The sequence below is a fragment of the Pseudooceanicola algae genome, assembly GCF_003590145.2.
Classification (GTDB): Bacteria; Pseudomonadota; Alphaproteobacteria; order Rhodobacterales; family Rhodobacteraceae; genus Pseudooceanicola; species Pseudooceanicola algae.
The window spans coordinates 1,133,193-1,153,127 of record NZ_CP060436.1 but is presented as its reverse complement, the minus strand read 5'-3'; the positions used below and the strand labels follow the sequence as shown (position 1 = coordinate 1,153,127).

18 protein-coding genes are annotated in these 19,935 nt (G+C 65.3%); 8 read left to right on the top strand and 10 right to left on the bottom strand.

Annotated features, from left to right (window positions below; translation table 11 throughout):
- Nucleotide 1: 1 nt before the first annotated feature.
- The 6 genes from ccmE (at nt 2) to PSAL_RS05415 (ending at nt 5,131) form a co-directional block, all read left to right on the top strand.
- A complete protein-coding gene (gene ccmE / locus PSAL_RS05440; RefSeq protein WP_119839566.1) occupies nt 2-448 on the top strand; it encodes a cytochrome c maturation protein CcmE in 447 nt (148 codons plus the stop codon).
- 107 nt (nt 449-555) lie between these two features.
- On the top strand, nt 556-1,170 hold the full coding sequence (locus tag PSAL_RS05435; protein WP_119839565.1) for a holin-associated N-acetylmuramidase: 615 nt from the start codon (nt 556-558) through the stop codon (nt 1,168-1,170).
- Nucleotides 1,161-1,724, top strand: coding sequence for a holin family protein (locus PSAL_RS05430; RefSeq protein ID WP_119839564.1), 564 nt, complete (start codon nt 1,161-1,163; stop codon nt 1,722-1,724). The genes PSAL_RS05435 and PSAL_RS05430 overlap by 10 nt, the downstream gene beginning before the upstream one ends.
- Before the next feature lie 116 nt (nt 1,725-1,840).
- Entirely contained in the window at nt 1,841-3,808 is a 1,968-nt protein-coding gene (locus tag PSAL_RS05425) for a heme lyase CcmF/NrfE family subunit (protein ID WP_119839563.1), read from the top strand.
- A complete protein-coding gene (locus PSAL_RS05420) occupies nt 3,805-4,281 on the top strand; it encodes a cytochrome c-type biogenesis protein (protein WP_119839562.1) in 477 nt (158 codons plus the stop codon). Before PSAL_RS05425 ends, PSAL_RS05420 begins: the two co-directional genes overlap by 4 nt.
- Nucleotides 4,282-4,354: 73 nt before the next feature.
- A complete protein-coding gene (locus tag PSAL_RS05415; RefSeq protein ID WP_119839561.1) occupies nt 4,355-5,131 on the top strand; it encodes an enoyl-CoA hydratase-related protein in 777 nt (258 codons plus the stop codon).
- 111 nt (nt 5,132-5,242) lie between these two features.
- Here the strand turns inward: PSAL_RS05415 and gltA are convergent, their stop codons facing one another.
- Together gltA and gltX are read right to left on the bottom strand one after the other, a co-directional pair.
- A complete protein-coding gene (gene gltA, locus PSAL_RS05410; RefSeq protein WP_119839560.1) occupies nt 5,243-6,538 on the bottom strand; it encodes a citrate synthase in 1,296 nt (431 codons plus the stop codon).
- A 77-nt stretch (nt 6,539-6,615) separates the two neighbouring features.
- Nucleotides 6,616-8,025, bottom strand: coding sequence for a glutamate--tRNA ligase (gene gltX, locus PSAL_RS05405; RefSeq protein WP_119839559.1), 1,410 nt, complete (start codon nt 8,023-8,025; stop codon nt 6,616-6,618).
- 83 nt (nt 8,026-8,108) lie between these two features.
- Here gltX and PSAL_RS05400 point away from each other — a divergent pair, with 83 nt between their 5' ends.
- A complete protein-coding gene (locus PSAL_RS05400) occupies nt 8,109-10,199 on the top strand; it encodes a ComEC/Rec2 family competence protein (RefSeq protein ID WP_231388625.1) in 2,091 nt (696 codons plus the stop codon).
- A 25-nt stretch (nt 10,200-10,224) separates the two neighbouring features.
- On the opposite strand, the gene lexA is transcribed toward PSAL_RS05400, so the two are convergent.
- The 6 genes from lexA to trpD form a co-directional block, all read right to left on the bottom strand.
- Nucleotides 10,225-10,935, bottom strand: coding sequence for a transcriptional repressor LexA (gene lexA / locus PSAL_RS05395; protein WP_119839557.1), 711 nt, complete (start codon nt 10,933-10,935; stop codon nt 10,225-10,227).
- 181 nt (nt 10,936-11,116) lie between these two features.
- Nucleotides 11,117-12,289, bottom strand: coding sequence for a molybdopterin molybdotransferase MoeA (locus PSAL_RS05390; protein WP_119839556.1), 1,173 nt, complete (start codon nt 12,287-12,289; stop codon nt 11,117-11,119).
- Nucleotides 12,286-12,759: a cyclic pyranopterin monophosphate synthase MoaC gene (gene moaC / locus PSAL_RS05385; protein WP_119839555.1), complete on the bottom strand. Its 474-nt coding sequence runs from the start codon at nt 12,757-12,759 to the stop codon at nt 12,286-12,288. The genes PSAL_RS05390 and moaC overlap by 4 nt, the downstream gene beginning before the upstream one ends.
- 14 nt (nt 12,760-12,773) lie before the next feature.
- Nucleotides 12,774-13,595: an indole-3-glycerol phosphate synthase TrpC gene (gene trpC / locus PSAL_RS05380; RefSeq protein ID WP_119839554.1), complete on the bottom strand. Its 822-nt coding sequence runs from the start codon at nt 13,593-13,595 to the stop codon at nt 12,774-12,776.
- Nucleotides 13,592-14,266 (bottom strand): uracil-DNA glycosylase, encoded by a 675-nt coding sequence (locus PSAL_RS05375; protein WP_119839553.1) that lies wholly within the window; start codon nt 14,264-14,266, stop codon nt 13,592-13,594. Before PSAL_RS05375 ends, trpC begins: the two co-directional genes overlap by 4 nt.
- Nucleotides 14,263-15,279 (bottom strand): anthranilate phosphoribosyltransferase, encoded by a 1,017-nt coding sequence (trpD, locus tag PSAL_RS05370; RefSeq protein ID WP_119839552.1) that lies wholly within the window; start codon nt 15,277-15,279, stop codon nt 14,263-14,265. Before trpD ends, PSAL_RS05375 begins: the two co-directional genes overlap by 4 nt.
- Nucleotides 15,280-15,495: 216 nt before the next feature.
- Here trpD and PSAL_RS05365 point away from each other — a divergent pair, with 216 nt between their 5' ends.
- Complete coding sequence (locus PSAL_RS05365) at nt 15,496-16,692, top strand: divergent polysaccharide deacetylase family protein (RefSeq protein ID WP_196941904.1); 1,197 nt, start codon at nt 15,496-15,498, stop codon at nt 16,690-16,692.
- 86 nt (nt 16,693-16,778) lie between these two features.
- On the opposite strand, the gene PSAL_RS05360 is transcribed toward PSAL_RS05365, so the two are convergent.
- Complete coding sequence (locus PSAL_RS05360) at nt 16,779-18,620, bottom strand: peptidyl-prolyl cis-trans isomerase (RefSeq protein WP_119840218.1); 1,842 nt, start codon at nt 18,618-18,620, stop codon at nt 16,779-16,781.
- A gap of 96 nt (nt 18,621-18,716) precedes the next feature.
- The gene (locus PSAL_RS05355) at nt 18,717-19,889 is read right to left on the bottom strand and encodes an aminotransferase (protein ID WP_119840217.1); all 1,173 of its coding nucleotides are present in this window, start codon (nt 19,887-19,889) and stop codon (nt 18,717-18,719) included.
- Nucleotides 19,890-19,935: the final 46 nt, after the last annotated feature.

Genomic DNA, 19,935 nt, shown 5'->3' with positions numbered 1-19,935 from the left:
TATGAAAGGTCTGAAGAAGAAACGCCGTATACAGGTCATCCTGCTGGCCTTCGTCGCCCTGGCGTTTGCCAGCGGGCTGACCGGATATGCGCTGCGCGACGGGATCAACTTCTTCCGTAGCCCAAGTCAGGTGATGTCCGATCCGCCCGCACCGGGCGAGGTGTTCCGCCTTGGCGGGTTGGTCGAGGCAGGGTCCCTGATCCGCGGCGAAGGAGAAGTCGTGCGATTTGTCGTGACCGACACGGCCGTGTCCGTGCCAGTGGTCTATAGCGGTATCTTGCCGGATCTCTTTGACGAGGGACAGGGCATGGTAGGCACCGGCGTATACATCAACGGCACCTTCGAAGCCTCTGAAATTTTGGCAAAACACGATGAGACCTATATGCCGAAAGAGGTCATCGATGCGTTGAAGGAGCAAGGCGTCTACGAAGCTCCGGAGGGCAGTTGAGGACCGGGTCGACAGGCCGCCACCCGGCAGAGACCGGTCCGGATAGGCGGAATTAACCAAAATAGGCTTAGCCTCGGCCCTGCAAGGTGATCAGCAGGAGGCCCGAGATGAGCATCGCGGTACGCAAGATTGCAGAAGAGATCGTCGCCCGGGAGGGGGGCTATGTAAACGACCCGGACGATCCGGGTGGGGCGACCAATCACGGGGTGACGATCCACACCCTGCGCGGCCTCGGCCTTGATCTGACGGGCGACGGTCGGGTCGATGAACATGATGTCCGCGCCCTGGACCGCGATCAGGCAATCGAGATCTTCATGCGGGACTATTACCATCGTCCCCGGATCGGTGACTTGCCCGATTCCCTGCGCGCCTCGGTTTTCGACATGTACGTGAATGCGGGCACCAACGCCGTGCGCATCCTGCAACAGCTTTTGCGGGACATGGGGCAGGCCGTGGATGTCGATGGGATGATTGGCCCGCAGACGCTCCACGCCTGTGCGGCTGCCTGTTTCGAAGCCCCGGATCATATCGTGGATGCCTATGGGATCGCGCGGCGCAATTATTACCTGAGCCTTGCGGATCGGCGACCGGCCAGCCGCAAATACGCCCGAACCCGCGCAGGCGGAAAGGGTGGCTGGATTCGCCGGGCCGAGGAATTTATCTCTCCGGCATTCCATCTGTCTGCGGCGGAATTTACCGCGAGGACCGCAGCATGGGGATGATCGACACGGGGCTTAACGCGCTGCTTGGCCAGGGCGGCAACGTGATCCGAAGCACCGCAGAGGTCTTCCGCCCCAATGCAGAGGCTGCCGCGCAGCGGGATCACGAGATGCTTGCCAATGCGTTGCAGCAATTCAGCGCTGAATTCCGCGATCAACGCAGCGGCTTTGACCGGGTGATGGACGCGCTGAACCGATTGCCGCGCCCGGCCATGGCATTTGGTGCCATCGGCCTCATGGTTGCTGCGATGAGCGACCCGATCTGGTTTGCCGCGCGAATGCAGGGTCTGGCGCTGGTGCCCGAGGCCTTGTGGTGGTTGCTGGGGGCGGTTGTCAGTTTCTATTTCGGCGCCCGCCATCAGGTGAAAGGTCAACAATTTCAACGGGAACTGGCCCGCAATTTGACCATGGCGCCGCAGGTCGCGGGCAATATGCGCGACCTTCACGCCCTGCGCGAGGGGCCGGAACTGTCTGCTGATCAGACGCCGGTGGGCCCAATCTCCGAGGGCCCCGCTGACCCCAATCCGGCGCTGGAGGCATGGCGCGCCCGGACTTAGTCCGGAGTTCAAACCGCTGGATCTCACCTTGAGCCAGAGGGGGCGCGACAAATCTGTCGCGCCCCCAACGCGTATTTGAATTGGCCCCCGGTCCAAGGCCGTCCTATAAGCAGGGCATGTATGCAGAACTCGGTCATTTCGCCCTGATCCTCGCCTTCGCGGTGGCGCTTTTCCAGATGCTCGTGCCCCTGATCGGTGCCTGGCGCGGCTGGCCTGCCTGGATGGCCGCAGCCGAGCCTGCCGCCATCGCGCAATGCCTGCTGGTCACCCTGTCATTCGGCTGTCTGATGCACGGCTTCATCACCTCGGATTTCTCGTTGGAGCTGGTCTGGGCGAATTCCCATTCCGCCAAGCCGATGCTTTACAAGGTGACCGGGGTTTGGGGAAACCACGAAGGGTCCATGCTGCTTTGGATCCTGATCCTGGCCCTGTTCGGGGCGGCTGCCGCGGTCTTCGGGAGCAACCTGCCGCCCAGTCTGCGTGCGCGGGTCATCGGCGTTCAGGCCTCGATCGGGGTGGCCTTTCTTGCGTTCCTGATCTTCACGTCCAACCCGTTTCTGCGGATCGCCTTTCCGCCCTTTGACGGGCAGGATCTGAATCCACTACTGCAGGATCCGGGCCTCGCCTTCCATCCGCCTTTTCTTTACGCGGGCTACGTCGGCCTTTCGATGAGCTTCTCCTTCGCTGTCGCCGCCCTGATCGAAGGCCGTGTCGACGCGGCCTGGGGCCGGTGGGTGCGGCCCTGGACGCTGGCGGCCTGGATGTTCCTGACCGTGGGCATCGCGCTTGGTTCCTGGTGGGCTTATTACGAGCTTGGCTGGGGCGGGTTCTGGTTCTGGGATCCGGTCGAGAATGCCTCTTTCATGCCCTGGCTGATCGCGGCGGCACTGCTGCATTCGGCCATCGTGGTCGAGAAACGTGAAAGCCTGAAAAGCTGGACCGTGCTGCTGGCGATTATCGCCTTCGGTTTCTCGCTGATCGGGGCCTTCATCACCCGATCTGGCGTGCTCACATCGGTCCATGCCTTTGCCAATGATCCGGAGCGCGGGGTGTTCCTGCTGGCGATCACGGGATTTTTCATGGGCGGTGCGCTGGTGCTTTATGCCGCGCGGGCAGAGACGATGACCTCCAAGGGGGTCTTCGGGTTGAAAAGTCGCGAGACCGCGCTGGTCCTGAACAACGTGTTGCTGGCGGTGGCGGCCTTCGTCGTTTTCGTCGGAACGATCTGGCCGCTGGTGGCGGAAATGGGGTTCGGGCGCAAATTGTCGGTTGGGGCGCCTTTCTTCAACATGGCCTTCACGCCCTTCATGGTGCTGTTGGGGGTGATCCTGCCCTTTGGGGCGATGCTGTCCTGGAAACGCGCTAAACTGGGTCGGGTGGCGCGCAAGCTGCTGCCTGTGGCGGTGCTGGCCATCGCGATTGCGGCGCTGTTCTGGGCAATGCAGGACGGTCGTTCGGCGCTTGGGCCCCTGGGTCTTGGGCTGGGCGCCTGGCTGATCGGCGGCGCGGTCGTGGATATCTGGACGCGCACTGGCTCCGGTGGTTTCGCCCGGTTGTTGCGGCTTCCGGGGGCGGATTGGGGCCGGGTCGTGGCCCATGGCGGGCTGGGTGTGACCCTGGCCGGGATCGCGGCCATGCTGGCCTGGCAACAGGAAGACATTCGCGTGGTGCAAATCGGCGATACGGTCGAACTGGCGGGATACGCGATCACGCTGGAAGATGTGCGCGAGGTCCGCGGGCCGAATTACCTTTCGACCACGGCAGACATCGCACTGGCGCGGAAAGGGCGCGACGTCGCGACCCTGCATCCCGAAAAACGAGTTTATCCGGTGGCGGCCATGCCGACCACCGAGGCAGCCATCGACAATGGTTTCCTGCGCGATATCTACGTGGTGATCGGCGACCCACAGCAGGGCGGAGGCTGGGCGATGCGCAGCTATTACAAGCCACTGGCCAACTGGATCTGGGGCGGCGCAATGCTGATGGCGCTTGGGGGTGGGCTGAGCCTGTCTGACCGGCGCTTCCGCGTCGCGGCTGGCGCGGCCAAGACGACACGGCGACGCGACCAGGTGGCGGCAGAATGAGCCTGCGCCGGATCCTTCGTGCGCTGGTGGTGGCCGCGCTGATGACCCCGTCCTTCGTGGCGCCGGGTCTTGCGGTGCAGCCAAACGAAGTTCTCGCCGATCCGACGCTGGAAAGCCGGGCGCGCGAGATCAGTCAGGGGCTGCGGTGCCTCGTCTGCCGAAACGAGAACATCGACGATTCCAACGCTGATCTCGCCCGCGATCTGCGCCTTCTGGTGCGCGAACGTCTGACGGCGGGGGACAGCGATGCCGAGGTCCTCGATTTTGTCACCGACCGCTATGGCGAATACGTCCTGCTGCAACCGCGCGTCACCGGCGCCAACTGGCTGCTTTGGGGCGCGGGGCCGGCGATGCTTTTGCTGGGACTGATCGGGGCGCTGGTCTTTGTCCGCCGCCGGGGTCGGGCAGCAGATGTGCCAGATCGCCTTTCAGAGACCGAAGCCGCGCGGTTGCGTGAAATTCTGAAGGAATGACGCCTCGTCCGATTTGACCTGGCGCCGCGTTGCGGGTTCCATCCCCGGGAATGCAAGCGGGAGGAGAGATCCCTTGACCTACGAAACCATTACATTCGATTTGACCGAAGGCGTTGCCGTGCTGCGCCTGAACCGTCCTGAGGTCATGCATGCGCTGAACGGCCAGATGCGGGCCGAGATCACCGACGCCGTCCGCAGCTTGCCGTCCGAAGCACGGGTGCTGGTCATGACGGCCGAGGGCAAGGCCTTCTGCTCGGGGCAGGACCTGTCGGATCGCGCCAGCATCGCCAATCCGGATCTGGAGCGGACCCTGCGCGACGAATACCTGCCGATGCTGCGCGCCATCGTGGATTGCCCGGTACCGGTGATCAGTGCGGTGAACGGCGCGGCGGCGGGGGCTGGGGCGAACCTTGCGCTATGTGCCGATGTGGTGATAGCGACCGAAAGCGCCTATTTCCTGCAGGCCTTCACCCGGATCGGTCTGGTGCCGGATGCGGGCGGGACCTATTTCCTGCCGCGCAGCATGGGCATGGCGAAAACCATGGGTGCGGCGCTGTTTGCCGAACCGGTGTCGGCGCAGCAGGCCTCTGACTGGGGAATGATCTGGGAAGCGGTGCCCGACGCGGATTTCCCGACCCATTGGCAGGCCCGCGCTGAACAACTCGCCAAGGGGCCAAGCCTGGCTTACCGCGAGCTCAAGCAGATCGTGCGGGCAAGCTGGGACAATACGCTGGAAGAACAGCTTGCCGCCGAAGGACGGGCCCAGGGGGCCTGCGGCGGGTCGCGGGATTTCAAGGAAGGTGTCGTTGCCTTCCTCGAAAAACGCGAGGCTCGGTTCGAGGGGCGATAGGGACACTCTGCAGGACGAGAACAAAAAAGGCGGCGCATCGAGCGCCGCCTTTTTCGGTCTGACCGCCGGGGGCGGTCTTCCGCGCCCGGCCTGATCTGTCTCGCTGAAAGATCAGCGGTTTTCGACGTCGATGTAATCCCGTGCGGTCGCGCCGATGTAAAGCTGGCGCGGACGGCCGATCCGCATGCCGGGTTCCTCGATCATTTCCTTCCACTGCGACACCCAGCCGATGGTCCGCGACAGGGCGAAGATCGGAGTGAACATGGAGGTCGGGAAACCCATGGCTTCAAGGATGATGCCGGAATAGAAATCGACGTTCGGGAACAGCTTCTTCTCGGTGAAGTAGGGGTCCGCCAGAGCCTGCTTTTCCAGTTCCTTGGCAACCTGAAGCGTCGGGTTGTCCTCGATCCCGAGCAGGTCGAGCACCTCGTCCGCCGATTCCTTCATGACCGTCGCGCGCGGGTCGAAGTTCTTGTAGACCCGGTGGCCGAAGCCCATCAGGCGGAAGGGATCGTTCTTGTCCTTGGCGCGGGCGATGTATTCCGGGATCTTGTCGACGGTCCCGATTTCGCGCAGCATCTCGAGGCAGGCCTGGTTGGCGCCGCCATGAGCCGGGCCCCAGAGGCAGGCGATGCCGGCCGCGATGCAGGCAAACGGGTTGGCGCCCGAAGACGAGGCCAGACGCACGGTCGAGGTCGAGGCGTTCTGTTCATGATCCGCGTGCAGCGTGAAAATCCGGTCCATGGCGCGGGCCAGGATCGGGTTCACCTGGTATTCCTCGGCCGGGACGGCGAAGCACATGCGCAGGAAGTTCGACGCATAATCCAGATCGTTGCGCGGATAAACGAAGGGCTGGCCGATCGTGTACTTGTAGGCCATGGCCGCGATGGTCGGCATCTTGGCGATCAGGCGGATCGAGGCGACCTCGCGCTGATGCGGATCGTTCACATCGGTGCTGTCGTGGTAGAAGGCCGACATTGCGCCAACGGTCCCGACCATGATCGCCATGGGGTGAGCATCGCGGCGGTAGCCGGTGAAGAACCGGTGCATCTGTTCATGGACCATGGTGTGACGGGTCACCAGGGTCTCGAATTTCTCGAGCTTGGCCGCGTCGGGCAGTTCTCCGTAAAGCAGCAGGTAGCAGACTTCGAGGAAATGCGATTTGCCGGCCAGTTGGTCGATCGGATAACCACGGTGCAGCAAGACGCCTTCTTCACCGTCGATATAGGTGATCTCGGAATCGCAGGATGCCGTGGAGGTGAAGCTCGGGTCGTAAGTGAACATGCCCGTGCTGCCGTAGAGCTTGCGGATATCGATCACGTCAGGCCCGGCCGTGGGGGAAAGGACGGGGAAGTCCCAGCTTTGATCCCCGACCGTCAGAGTTGCCTTCTTGTTCGAATCAGACATTCAGTGAATTCCCTTCCTCGTTTCCCGCACCGGTCAGTCCGGCGCCCTTACTTCTCATGGTCGATCTCAACGAAGCGTTAAGCCGGACCCTTGGCTGCGTCCTGGATGCGCGCGATGGATTCCTCGCGTCCCAGGACCAGCATCATGTCGAAGACCGACGGGGTGGCGCTGCGGCCCGCCAGAGCCGCGCGGAGCGGTGCGGCCAGCTGACCGAATTTCATCTCCCGCGCCTCGGCGAAAGTGTTCAGCGCACCCTCCAGTTCCGGACGGTTCCAGCTAGCACTTTGCAACTGCGGCGTCAATTCTCCCAGTATACCAATGGATACAGGATCAAGGGATTTCGCGGCTTTTTCATCCGGCTCAATCGGCCTTTCCGCGAGAATGAATTGCGCTTTATCAAGGAGTTCAGGGAATGTCTTCGCGCGGTCTTTGAGGCTGGGTATCGCCTCGGCCATCAAAGATTTTTTTGCCTCGCTCAGCGGGGCGGCTTCGGTGACCGCCAGGAACGCCTCCAGTTCATGCAGCAGCGCAGCATCCTCCGTGGCAGCGATATGCTGACCACAGATATTGGCCAGTTTCTTGAAATCGAACCGCGCCGGGCTCTTGCCCATTCCGTCAAAGCCGAACCACTCTTGCGCCTGCGCATCGGTAAAGAATTCGTCGTCGCCGTGGGACCAGCCGAGCCGCGCGAGGTAATTGCGCATGCCGGCCGCCGGATAGCCCATGTCGCGGTATTCCTCGACCCCAAGCGCGCCGTGACGTTTGGACAGTTTCTTGCCATCCGGGCCGTGGATCAGCGGGATATGCGCCCAGACCGGAACATCCCAACCCATGGCAGTATAGATGCCCATCTGGCGGGCGGCATTGTTAAGGTGATCGTCACCGCGAATGACATGGGTCACACCCATGTCGTGGTCATCGACCACCACGGCCAGCATGTAGACCGGCGTACCATCCGAGCGCAGCAGGACCATGTCGTCGAGTTGATCGTTGCGGATCTTCACGTTGCCCTGCACCTGGTCCGCGATGACGCTTGTGCCCTCCAGCGGGGTCTTCAGCCGGATCACGTAAGGCATATCCGGGTGGTTGACCGGATCGGCATCGCGCCAGGGGCTTTGATAGAGAGTCGAGCGCTTTTCGGCCCGCGCCGATTCGCGGAAGGCTTCGATTTCTTCTTGCGTGGCAAAGCACTTGTAGGCCGCGCCGCGGTCCAGCAGTTCCAGCGCGACGGCACGGTGCCGGTCGGCGCGGCTGGCCTGAGACACGATCTCTCCGTCGTGATCGAGGCCGAGCCAGGCCATGCCTTCGATGATGGCCGCAGTGGCCTCGGGGGTCGATCGGGCGATGTCGGTATCCTCGACCCGCAGCAGAAACTTGCCGCCGCGTCCGCGGGCATAGAGCCAGTTGAAAAGCGCCGTTCGGGCGCCCCCGATATGCAGATATCCGGTGGGAGAAGGGGCGAAGCGGGTGACGACCTGTTCAGACACGAGGGAGGGGTCCTAACCTTTGATTAACCATGCGCCGGGTAGCGTTTCCGGCAATGTCTATCGGCGGGCCGGAGGCGAGACAAGTGCGGCGCATCGCGGATACCCTTGCAGCGGCCCTGCTGGCGCAGCGCGGCTGCCTGTTTCACTGGTCGCCGGTCTGCCTTGGCATCGGCATCGGCTGGTATTTCGCGCTTGGAAAAGAGCCGGGATTGCCCCTGTTGGCCGGGCTGGCGGGCGGCATTGTCCTGCTGGTGCTGATCGCCTGGCGCTGCGGGCCGGTGGTGCAGCCCTTGATATGCGCGCTGGTGCTGATCGGGGCCGGACTGCTGCTGGCCGGTTGGCGGGCGCAGGCCGTGTCGGCCCCGGTGATGGGCTGGCGTTATTACGGGCCGGTCGAGGGGCGGGTGATTGGCATCGACCGATCCGCTTCGGACGCGGTGCGGCTGACGCTGGATCGGGTCCGGCTGGACCGGGTCGCGCCGGACCGGACCCCGGCCAAGGTGCGAATCTCGCTGCATGGTCCCGAAGGCACGACCCCGCAACCCGGCGCGCTGGTGATGACCACCGGCCACCTGTCGCCCCCCGGCGGCCCGGTCGAGCCGGGCGGTTTCGATTTCCAGCGCCATTCCTGGTTTCTGCGCATCGGCGCGGTTGGGTATACCCGCGTGCCGCTGATGCTTCTGGAGCCTCCAAACCCCCGTGAAACCGTCGTTTTCCGCTGGCGCATGGGGTTGAGCCGCGCGTTTCAGACCGGGCTTGCCGGTGAAACCGGGGCCTTTGCAGCGGCGGTGACGGCGGGGGATCGGTCCGGCATGGGGCAGGAGACACTGCAGGCCCTGCGGGTGTCGAACCTGGCGCATCTGCTCGCGATTTCGGGGCTGCACATGGGGCTGCTGGCGGGCTTCGTCTTCATGGCCGTGCGGCGCCTGCTGGTCCTGTCGCCCCGTGCCGCGCTTTTTTGGCCGGTGAAGCCCATCGCGGCGATGGCGGCGCTGCTGGTGGCAACAGCCTACCTCGCCATGGCCGGTGGCTCCATCGCGACCGAACGCGCCTATGTCATGGCCGCCGTCGCACTGATCGCGGTGATGGTGCTGCGACGCGCGATCTCACTGCGGGCGGTGGCTTTGGCGGCGCTGATCGTGCTGCTCATGCGCCCCGAAGCCCTGCTGTCGCCGGGGTTCCAGATGTCCTTTGCCGCGACGCTGGCATTGGTCGCGGTCTTTGGCGGCATCAATGCCAAGGGCTGGCGGCTGCCGGGCTGGAAGGGCAAGGCGCTGGCGCTGGTCATGTCCTCGGCCGTCGCGGGGGCGGCCACGGCGCCGGTGGCGGCGGCGCAGTTCAACCAGATCGCGCATTACGGGCTGCTCGCCAACCTGCTGTCGGTGCCGGTGATGGGCACCCTGGTCATCCCCTCGGCGCTGATCGCGGTGCTGGCGATGCCCTTCGGGCTACAGGCGCTTCCCTTGTGGGTCATGGGGCTGGGGCTGGACTGGATCCTGATGATCGCCCATTGGGTTGCGGGCATGTCCGGCGCACGGGGCATGGTCATGGCTCCGCCGTCCGAGGTGCTGCCGATGCTGGCGCTTGGGGCGCTGGTCATCGCGCTCTGGATCGGGCGGGGGCGCTGGTTGGGGGCGGTGCCGATAGCGCTGGCCTTCTGGCTCTGGTCCGCCGCCACGCGTCCCGATGTGCTGATCGCCGAAAGCGGCGGGATTGTCGGGGTGATGACGCCCGAGGGGCGCGGGCTGAGCCGGGATCGCGCGCAGAGTTTTGTCGCCTCGATCTGGCTGGAAAATGACGGCGACCCGGTCGGTCAGGAAACGGCAGCCCTGCGCTGGCCCGCCGGGGCGATCCGCCATGAAACAGGCAAGCGTGCCGCTGCGGCCGCCGGACCCTGCGCGTCGGGTGGTGTGCTGGTGCTGAACGTCCCGGCGGCGGAGGCCTCCGGGGCGAGGAACTGCCGGATCTACGATATCGACAGCCTGCGCCAAAGTGGATCGGTCGCGCTGTTCGCCGAAGCGGATGGCTGGCGCGAAGTCACGGCAAAGGCGGTTTCGGGCGACAGGTACTGGAGCGTGCCGGGACGGATCCCACCGCTCGGACAACAATTGCAGAAGGTGCTGGAGTCACTGACGAGCGGAAACGCGATCGCCCGGGTGCATCCGCCGGACTGACCGGCTCCAAACCCATGATGGGGGGTCAGTAAGAGCGGATCAACCCGACCAGCCGTCCCTGCACACGCACCTGATCGGGGCGCAGTTTGCGGGGGGGATAGGCGGGGTTGGCGGCCACCAGTTCTATCAGGTCATTGCGACGATAGAGCTTTTTCAGCGTGGCTTCCTTTTCCTCGACCAGGGCGACGACGATATCGCCGTCATCGGCCGTGGCGGTTTCGCGGATGATCACCACGTCACCATCGTTGATCCCGGCGTCAATCATGGAATCGCCATCGACTTCAAGGGCATAATGGTGCGCGCCACTGCGCAGCATGGCACCCGGAACGGCCATGTTGTGCGACACTTCGCTGATCGCCTCGATCGGCACACCGGCGGCGATCCGGCCCATGACGGGCAATTCCATGGCATACAGCGACTCGAGAACCTGCGCGGCATCGGGACGGGCTGGGGCCGCTTTGGGCTTGCCGGCACCGCCTTCGATCACCCGGGGGCGAAAGCTGGCCGGGGAGCGGGCGATGCTGTCGGGCAGCTTGACGATTTCGATGGCGCGCGCGCGATGCGCGAGGCGCCGGATGAAGCCGCGTTCCTCGAGCGCCGTGATCAGCCGGTGGATGCCGGACTTGGAGCGCAGGTTCAGCGCCTCCTTCATTTCGTCGAAAGAGGGCGGTACGCCGTCGCTTTGCACCCGCGAGTGGATGAACTCCAGCAGATCCAGCTGCTTCTTGGTCAACATCCTGTGCGCTCCTTCGATGCGTTGGTTGGGCAAAAAAGGAAATCGGCAATGCGATGTTCCGGTTCGCCCGGGTCCCGTTAAGGTTTGTTCTATAGCTGTTCCCCTTTTGTGTCAATCCATCAGGGAAATCGGATACTTGGCCGCTGGCGTTCAAGTGCGACGGGAATCGGCGGCAAGATGCCTAGATGGTGAGGAAGTCCACGAGATCACCAATGGCAGCCTCGGGCGCATCGGGGGGGCGGATGATCAGCGCATTGGAGTCCGACAAAACCGTCAGAAGAGAGCTGTCCTGACGTGGGGCCGCTTCGATCCCCTCGGGTGTCAGCAGGGCGCGCAGGTAATGTTCGCGCGGCCCATTGCGTGGCAGCGGCGCGGAAAGTGGGGCGCGGCTGCGGAGGGCCGCAGTGGGCCCAAGGCCCTGCATGACGCGCAGGACGGGGGCGACGAAGACATGCCCGCAGACCATGGCCGAAACGGGATTGCCGGGCAGGCCGATCATCATGGCATCGCCCAGACGCCCGGCCATCAGCGGCTTGCCGGGGCGCATGGCAACCTTGTAAAAGGCCTGCTGCATCCCCAGTTCAGCCGCCACCGGTCCGACCAGATCGTGATCTCCGACCGAGGCGCCGCCGATGGTGACGACCAGATCCGCACCCTGGGCCAGCGCGAAGGTCGCGCGCAGGCTGGCACGGCTGTCGCGGGCGATCGGCAAAAGACGGGTGGTCGCGCCAAGGCTGCGAAACAGCGCCTCGAGCCCGTAGGTATTGGAGGCGATGATCTGATCCGGCCCGGGGTCTTCACCCGGTAGCACCAGTTCATCCCCGGTCGAGATCAGCGCAACTTCGGGCGCGCGATGCACCGCGACTTGCGGAATGTTCATCGAGGCCAGAAGCGCAACATCCGACGGGGACAGCCGACGCGGGGCGGAAAGCTGATCCCCGATGCGGAAATCCGCACCAGCCGGGCGGATATGGGTGCCCCGGTCCAGCCGGTCGCTGAGGGTGATCATGTCAGCGTCGCGGGTTACGTCTTCCTGAATGATGATCCGGTCGCAGCCCTCTGGTACCGGCGCGCCGGTGAAGATGCGGATACATTCGCCGGGTCCGGGGCGCCCGTCAAAACGCCGCCCCGCAGCGGCTTCGCCCACAACGCGGAACCGCGCGCCGGTATGGGCCTCGGCGTTGGCCAGCGCATAGCCATCCATGGCCGAGCCGGCAAAGGGCGGCTGGTCACGGCGCGCCGTCGCAGGACTGGCCAGAACGCGGCCCGCGGCGGCGCGCAGCGGCACCGTCTCCACCGGCAGCGGCCGGGCCAGCGCGAACAGCGCGTCGAGCGCACCCGCTACCGAAATCATCTGGCTTCGTAGCGGCCCGATTTGCCGCCATCCTTCAACAGAACCCTGATACCACCGATCTCCATCGCGCGGTCCACGGCCTTGGCCATGTCATAGACCGTCAGCGCGGCGGTCGAGACCGCCGTCAGCGCCTCCATCTCGACCCCGGTCTGGCCAGAGGTCTTGACCGTCGCCTCGATCCGCAGGCCGGGCAGGGTGGTATCGGGGGTGATCTCCACGGCCGCCTTGGTGATCGGCAGCGGATGGCATAGCGGGATAAGATCGGCGGTGCGCTTGGCCCCCATGATGCCTGCCAGCCGGGCAATGCCGGTCACATCGCCCTTCTTCGCGGTGCCGGAGGTAATCATTTCCAACGTCTCGGGCAGCATCCGCACCCAGCCCTGGGCCACGGCGATGCGCGCGGTCTCGGGCTTGTCGGACACATCGACCATATGGGCATCGCCCTTGCTGTCGAAATGGGTCAGGGACATGGCCGGATCTTTCGTCACATCATGCCGGCCATGCCCGTGCGGGCGGCTTGGCTCAGGATCTTGCGGGTGGCCTGTTCGACATCGTCTTGCCGCATCAGGCTTTCCCCGATCAGGAAGCACCGCGCGCCGTATTGCGCCAGATCGGCCAGATCCTCGGGTGTGTTCAGCCCGCTTTCCGACACGATGATCCGGTCCTCGGGCACGATCCGCGCAAGGGTGCGCGAGGTGTCGAGGCTGGTTTCGAAGGAGTTGAGGTCGCGGTTGTTGATCCCCATCAAGGGGCTTTTCAGCATCGAGGCGCGTTCTAGCTCGGCCTTGTCGTGGACCTCGATCAGCACGTCCATGCCCCAGTCCATTGCGGCGGCTTCCAGCTCCTGCGCCTGGCCGTCGTCCAGTGAGGCCATGATCAGCAGGATGCAATCCGCGCCCCAGCTGCGGGCCTCGGCGATCTGGTAGGTGTCATAGATGAAATCCTTGCGCAGCACCGGCAGGGAGCAGGCGGCGCGCGCTTGTTCAAGGAATTCCGGCGCACCCTGGAAAGATGGCGTATCGGTCAGCACCGACAGACAGGCCGCTCCGCCGGCCTCGTAGGCGGCGGCCAGGGCGGGCGGATCGAAATCGGGCCGGATCAACCCCTTGGAGGGCGAAGCCTTCTTGATTTCCGCGATCAGGCCAAAGCCGGTGCGGGCTTTCTCCATCAGCGCATCCTTGAAACCGCGCACCTCGGGGGCCTTGCGGGCGGCCTCTTCGACCTCGTCAACGGGACGGGCTTCCTTGGCGGCGGCGATCTCTTCCAGCTTGTAGGCCTTGATGCGATCTAGGATGGTTTCGCTCATGTCGGGGCTCCCGGATTGATCCAGTTGATGGGCGGCGCGCCTTTTTCTGTAAGCCAGTTGTTAACGCTTGAAAATGGCCGGCTGCCGAAAAATCCCCGCCGCGCGGACAGGGGTGAAGGATGCGCGCTGGTCAGGATCAGGTGATCCCCGGCGCGGCCGCCTTCGGGGGTATGGATGTAACGCGCGAACCCCTGCGCAGGTTTCCCCCACAAGACGAAAGCGCGAGGGGTGCGGGACAGATCGGCGATGACCTGCCGTGTCAGGGTGCTCCAGCCGAGCTTTGCGTGCGCATTGGCATCCCCGGCTGGAACCGACAACGAGGTGTTCAGCAACAGCACCCCCTGGCGGGCCCAGAAACGTAGGTCACCATTCGGTGGGCAGGCACCAAGATCGTCCTGCATCTCCTTGAAGATATTGCCAAGACTGCGCGGCAGGGGGCGCACATCCGCCTCGGTGGAAAAGGCCAGGCCATGGGCATGGCCGGGCGTCGGATAGGGGTCCTGGCCAAGGATCACCACCCGCACCGCGTCGGGCGGACAGAGGTCGAGGGCCGCGAAACGCTGTTCCTCGGGCGGCAGAACGGGGCGTGTCTCGGCGGCCAGTGTGGCCTTGATCCGGGGGTAACCGTCTCGGAAAAAGGGCAGATGCGCCCAGGGTTCCGGCGGGGTCATGCCGAGGTGATGCGCGCCAGCGTCTCGATCCGCGCCTTTGCCGCACCGCTGTCGATGCTTTCGGCGGCGATCCCGGCGGCTTCCTTCAGATCCGTGCTGCGCCCGGCGACCACCAGCGCGGCGGCGGCGTTCAGCAGCACCGCGTCGCGATAGGCCGAGGGCTGACCGGCCAGCAGAGCGCGGAAGGCTTCGGCGTTGTGCTCGGGCGTGCCGCCGATGATGTCCTCGAACGGATGGACGGGCAGGCCGGCCTCTTCGGGGTGCAGTTCGAAATCGCGGATGCTGCCGTCTTCTTCCAGCGCGGAAACCCAGCTGACACCGGTGATGGTCAGCTCGTCCGTGCCGTCGGACCCATGCACAAGCCAGGCCTTTTCAGAGCCGAGCGCACCAAGGGTTTCGGCCATCGGTCGGATCACGTCGCGGGAAAAGGCACCGGTCAGCTGGCGTTTCACTCCGGCCGGATTGGTCAGCGGCCCGAGGATGTTGAAGATCGTGCGCGTGCCCAGTTCGACCCGCGTCGGGCCGACATGGGCCATGGCAGGATGGTGCATCGGGGCCATCATGAAGGCGATCCCGGCCTCCGCCAGCGCGCGTTCGACCCGGTCCGCGCCGATCATGACGTTGACACCCATCGCGCTCAGGGCATCTGCCGCGCCGGATTTGGAGCTGAGGTTGCGATTGCCATGCTTGGCCACCGGCACCCCGGCGCCCGCCACCACGAAGGCCGTCGCGGTCGAGATGTTCAGCGTGCCCTTGCCGTCCCCCCCGGTGCCGACGATATCCATGGCGCCGGCGGGGGCGGCGACCTTGTGGCATTTGGCCCGCATTACACCGGCAGCGGCGGCATATTCATCCACCGTTTCGCCGCGCGTGCGCAGGGTCATCAGAAAGCCGCCGATCTGGCTTGGCGTCGCCTCGCCGTTGAACAGGATCTCGAAGGCGGTTCCGGCCTCTTCGCGGGTCAGCGGGCGGCTGGCGGCAGCGGCGATGAGCGGCTTGATGGCGTCGGACATGGATCTTTCCCTCTTGCTCTTTCCGAGGCCGGATATGGTGGTATAGTCCGGCCCGGACCCAAAAGCTGGGTAAAACCGGCCGGAAAGGCCGGGCACATCAATCCCGCGCCAGCGTCTCAGCGTCAAGGGCCTCTGTCGCGTTTCACGCCGCAGACGGGCCGCTTGCGCCGGGGGGCGCGCGGCGGCGGGCATGACCCGCAGGAAGGAGCACGGGCCGTGTTGCGAGGAATTCTTACCGGCGGGGTGACCGGGATATTGGCGGCAATCGGGCTGATCTGGCTGGCCGGGGCGCTGATCCCCAGCCCGCAGATCGGCGGCCACACAGAGGCGGTGGCCGAGGCGCCCGTGGTCGCGCCGGAAGCGGAGGCCGAACCTGCGCCGCAGCCTGAAGCCCCCGATGTTGAAACCCCGGAAGTGGCAGCGCCTGTCGCCGCGCCTGCGGAGGCTAGGACGCCCGGTGTCGAAGGGCCCGCAGCCGACATCCCGGAAGCCGACACCCCGGAAACGGAGGCTCCGGCGTCGGTCGTCCCGACTGTCCCTGAGCTGGTGCCTGAAACGCCCGAGGCCGATGCCCCCGAAGCGCCCGAACCTCCTGCGTCCGAGGCCACCGACACCCTGCCGGAGCCGCCCCAAACCGGCCCCACGGTCCCGCTACCCGCGCCCGCACCGGGCGCGAACGGTCTGGTCCGCCCCGAGATCCAGCCTGATACGCCCACGCTGCCAACGCCGGAAGGCGGCGCGGCGCTGGAGCGTAATGCCCAGCCCTTTGACGCCGGTGACAGCCGCCCCCGGCTGGCGGTCGTGCTGATCGACGACGGCACCGCAACCCCCGCGCTGCTGAACCGGGTGCGCGATTTCCCCCATCCGCTCAGCATTGCGCTTGATCCGGCAGCACCCGGTGCCGCCGCCGCCATGGCGCAGTACCGGGCTGCCGGATTCGAGGTGCTGGCGCGTCCTGCCACTGTCCCCGATGCTGCCTCCGCGCCTGATCTGACCGCCGATTGGATCTCGGCCTTGCCGGGCAGCCTCGCCTTGCTGGAACCCGCGCCGGGTGCCTTGCAACAGGGAAGTGCGGCGGCGCAGGATCTGGCCGGGGCGCTGGCACAGCAGGGCTACGGCCTCGTGCTTTATCCCGAAGGCGAAGACGTCACCCGCAAGATTGCGGAACGTCGGGGCGTTCCGGCCGCGACGCTGTTCCGGGAATTTGACGGCAAGGGAGAGGACCGCACATTGATGCGTCGCTTCCTTGACTTCGGGGCCAACCTGGCCCGGCCGGGGGCGGGCGTCGTGATGCTGGGCCATCTGCGCCCCGAAACCCTGTCGGCGCTTGTGGTCTGGGGACTGACGGACAAGGCCGATACGGTCGCGCTGGTGCCGGTCTCGGCTGTATTGACCGAAGGCTCCGGCAGCTAGAGCCAACGAACGGATCAGAGGTGAGAAAACTAAAAATGCGCCGCGGGAAACCGCGGCGCATTCTGCATTTCAGCCTTTGAAAGACGTTACTGGAACTGCGCGTTGACCGCGTTCAGCGCGTCCTGGTCGACGTAGATCGAGACATTGTCGCGGATTTCCTGCGCATAGGCCTGGTAAAGATCCGTCGACAGCGAGCCCGAGATCTGCTGATCCAGCGCATTGCGCATCTGGGCCAGGTTGGGGTCATCCACGGCGGGCGGCACGATGCCGTCCAGTTGCACGATCATCGCAGCGTCGAAGCCGTCGGTGATCCGGCGGGTGCCGGGGGTCTCCATGGCAAAGACCTCGGCGTTGAAACCTTCGGGTGTGCTCAGCACCGATCCGTTGCGGGTCACGGTGGATTCGGTCAGCGCATCCAGACCCAGATCGGCAAAGCTTTCGCCGGCATCAAGCCGCGCCATCAGCGCCTCGGCGCGGGCGTGATAGGCCTTGGCAGCGGTATCCGCCTGCCAGTCGGCAGCCACCTGGTCGCGGGCCTCCTCGAAGGGGATCGGCGCGGCGGCAAGCTCTTCGTCAAGGCGCAGGGCGAAGATACCGCCATCGTCCAGCGTCAGGATCTCGGGGTAATCTCCGGCGCTGACAGTGGCGGCCGCGGCGGCAAAATCCTCGTAGGCGGCAAGGCCTTCGGTCGATCCATCCGCCCAGTCCATGGTGCCAAGCTGCATCGAGGTTTCCTCGGCCAGATCCTCCAGCGTCGCGCCACCGGCCAGCAGATCCTCGGCCGGTTCGGCCTCCAGTTCCACATCGCGGCGTGCGGCGTCGGCGGCAAGGTCATCGCGGATCAGCGCAGCGGCCTCGTCGTAGTCGGTCGAGGTTGCCTGCAGGATGCCGTTCACCCGGAACAGCGCCGGGCCGAAATCGGTATCCAGCGGCTCCGTGACCTCGCCCGAGGGCGTGTCGAAGACGGCGGCGCCGGCGGCGCCAAGCGCGTCCTGATCCACATCGCCAAGGTCGATGTCCGACAGGGCCAGACCGCGTTCGCCGACCAGCGTGTCGAAATCGATCTCGCCTGCCTTCAGCCGGTCCGAGGCAGCAGTGGCGGCAGCCTCGTCGGAAAAGATCAGGCGTTCGACCAGACGGCGTTCGGGCTGTTCGAATTCATCGATGCGGGCGTCATACTGGGCGCGGATGGTTTCCTCGGGGATATCGACCGCATCGATCACCATTTCCGGCGACAGGTAGGCATAGGTCAGGCGCTTTTTCTCGGGCGCGGTGTAATCGGCGATATTGGCGTCGTAAAAGGCCTGAAGATCGGCTTCTTCGGGCTGCGGCAGGGGTGCGTCCAACTGATCGGCGCCGACGCGGGCATAGGTGATGCGCCGGGTCTCGGCGGAATAGGCGGTCAGCGCGGTCAGGTAGGCAGGCGGCATCCGGGTTGCGGAAATCACCGCCGTCTGCAGGATCGACCGGGCGCTTTCATCGCGCAGATCCGCCTCGAAGACGGCATCGGTCAGACCGGCGTTCTGCAGGGCGAAATCATAGGTGTCGCGGGAAAATTCGCCCGTCGGCCCCTGAAAGGCGGGGATCTGCATGATCGATTCCGACACCGTGCCATCCCCGACAGACAGGCCAAGGCGATCCGCTTCGACATCCAGTGCGCGATCGGTCACCAAGTTGGACAGGACCGCATTGGGGATGCCGAACATCTCGGCCTGGGCAAAGCCGATCTGCTGACCGAATTGCTGCGAGACCTGCGATATCTGGGCCTGAACCGCGCTGGTATAGGCGGTAACGCGGATCGGCTTGTCCTCGACATGGCCGATCTCGTTCACCGTTCCGGTAAAGCTGGTGGCGCCGAAGCCGCCCAGACCGACCACGAGCATCGCCAGGAGACCCCACATAAGGGTCTTGGATTTCTTGTTCGCCATGGGGCTCCCTCTGCCGATAGCAGGCGCCGTGCGCGGCGCCGGTATTTCATTGCTGGCCTTGATAAGGCCTTGCCCGGCGCGGGGCAAGCGACCGGGTCAGAGCGCGACCAGACGGTCGACCAGACCCGCGATCCCGGCGCTGTCGAGATTGGCGAAGGCCACGCGCATCTGGCCCTGACCGGAGGCATCCGAGACGGGCATGAACATGGTCCCCGGCAGCATGAGCACCCCGGCGCGGCGCACGAGATCCGGGGCCAGCTCAGCCGAAGACACCCCCATGCCCTGGGACAGATAGGCGAAATAGGCGCCGACCGAATGCAGTTGCCAGCCGGCCTGCGCCAACCGGTCGGCCTCAGCCTCCATCGCGGCGCGGCGGGTCAGGATCTCCACCCGTTCCCCGGCGAGCCACTCCCCAAGGTTCTCCATCCCCCAAAGGGCGGCGATCTGGCCCAGTTGCGGTGCGCAGATGGCGACAGTGTCCTGGAACTTCTCGATCTCGGCCAGCAGGGCGGGCGATGTGACGATGGCCCCGGTGCGGTGTCCGGTCAGCCGGTAGGCCTTGGAAAAGGAATAAAGCTGCACCAGCGTGTCGTCCCAGTCGGGATCGGTGAACAGGTCGTGCGGTGCACCGGTGGCGCTGTGGAAATCCTTGTAGGTCTCATCCACGATCAGGCGAAGGCCACGGTCCCGGCACAGATCCCGGAAGGCAGCGATCAGTTCAGGCGGATATTCCCGACCCGTGGGGTTGTTGGGCGTGACCAGAACGATGGCGCGCGTACGATCGGTGATCAGGGTCGCGGCGCGTTCGGGATCGGGCAGGAAATCGGCCTCGCAAGGCAGGGCAACCGCCCGCACCCCGGTCATGTCCAGCCACATCTTGTGATTGAAATACCAGGGGGTTGGCAGGATGACCTCGTCCCCTTCGCCGGTCAGGGCGGCAAGGGTGGCGCAAAAGGCCTGGTTGCAGCCGGCCGTTATCGCGACCTGGCTTTCCCGGATCGTCCCGCCATAGATCGCAGACCAATCCGCCGCTATCCGGGCGCGAAGGCTGGGCAGGCCCAGAACGGGGCCGTAAAGATGCGTCTCGGTGCGCTCCAGCGCCTCGGCCATCGCGGCCACGAGCGGCGCGGGCGGCGGCGCGACCGGCGCGGCCTGCGAGACGTTGATCAGAGGGCGTTCGGGCGGGAAGGATACCCCGGAAATCCAGCGCCGCGCCTCCATCACCGGGGGCAGGAAGGTCGCAGACGTTCGGGTCGGGGCAGCAGTCATTCAGGGGCTCTCCGGGGATGTGGACTACGCGACGCTAGCAGCGCCC

Bases quoted from the DNA above. Each gene is read 5' to 3' on its own strand.
- ccmE (WP_119839566.1), top strand. From the start codon at position 2: ATGAAAGGTCTGAAGAAGAAACGCCGTATACAGGTCATCCTGCTGGCC.
- PSAL_RS05435 (WP_119839565.1), top strand. From the start codon at position 556: ATGAGCATCGCGGTACGCAAGATTGCAGAAGAGATCGTCGCCCGGGAG.
- PSAL_RS05430 (WP_119839564.1), top strand. From the start codon at position 1,161: ATGGGGATGATCGACACGGGGCTTAACGCGCTGCTTGGCCAGGGCGGC.
- PSAL_RS05425 (WP_119839563.1), top strand. From the start codon at position 1,841: ATGTATGCAGAACTCGGTCATTTCGCCCTGATCCTCGCCTTCGCGGTG.
- PSAL_RS05420 (WP_119839562.1), top strand. From the start codon at position 3,805: ATGAGCCTGCGCCGGATCCTTCGTGCGCTGGTGGTGGCCGCGCTGATG.
- gltA (WP_119839560.1), bottom strand. From the start codon at position 6,538: ATGTCTGATTCGAACAAGAAGGCAACTCTGACGGTCGGGGATCAAAGC.
- lexA (WP_119839557.1), bottom strand. From the start codon at position 10,935: ATGTTGACCAAGAAGCAGCTGGATCTGCTGGAGTTCATCCACTCGCGG.
- PSAL_RS05390 (WP_119839556.1), bottom strand. From the start codon at position 12,289: ATGATTTCGGTAGCGGGTGCGCTCGACGCGCTGTTCGCGCTGGCCCGG.
- moaC (WP_119839555.1), bottom strand. From the start codon at position 12,759: ATGTCCCTGACCCATTTCGACAGCAAGGGCGATGCCCATATGGTCGAT.
- trpC (WP_119839554.1), bottom strand. From the start codon at position 13,595: ATGAGCGAAACCATCCTAGATCGCATCAAGGCCTACAAGCTGGAAGAG.
- PSAL_RS05375 (WP_119839553.1), bottom strand. From the start codon at position 14,266: ATGACCCCGCCGGAACCCTGGGCGCATCTGCCCTTTTTCCGAGACGGT.
- trpD (WP_119839552.1), bottom strand. From the start codon at position 15,279: ATGTCCGACGCCATCAAGCCGCTCATCGCCGCTGCCGCCAGCCGCCCG.
- PSAL_RS05360 (WP_119840218.1), bottom strand. From the start codon at position 18,620: ATGGCGAACAAGAAATCCAAGACCCTTATGTGGGGTCTCCTGGCGATG.
- PSAL_RS05355 (WP_119840217.1), bottom strand. From the start codon at position 19,889: ATGACTGCTGCCCCGACCCGAACGTCTGCGACCTTCCTGCCCCCGGTG.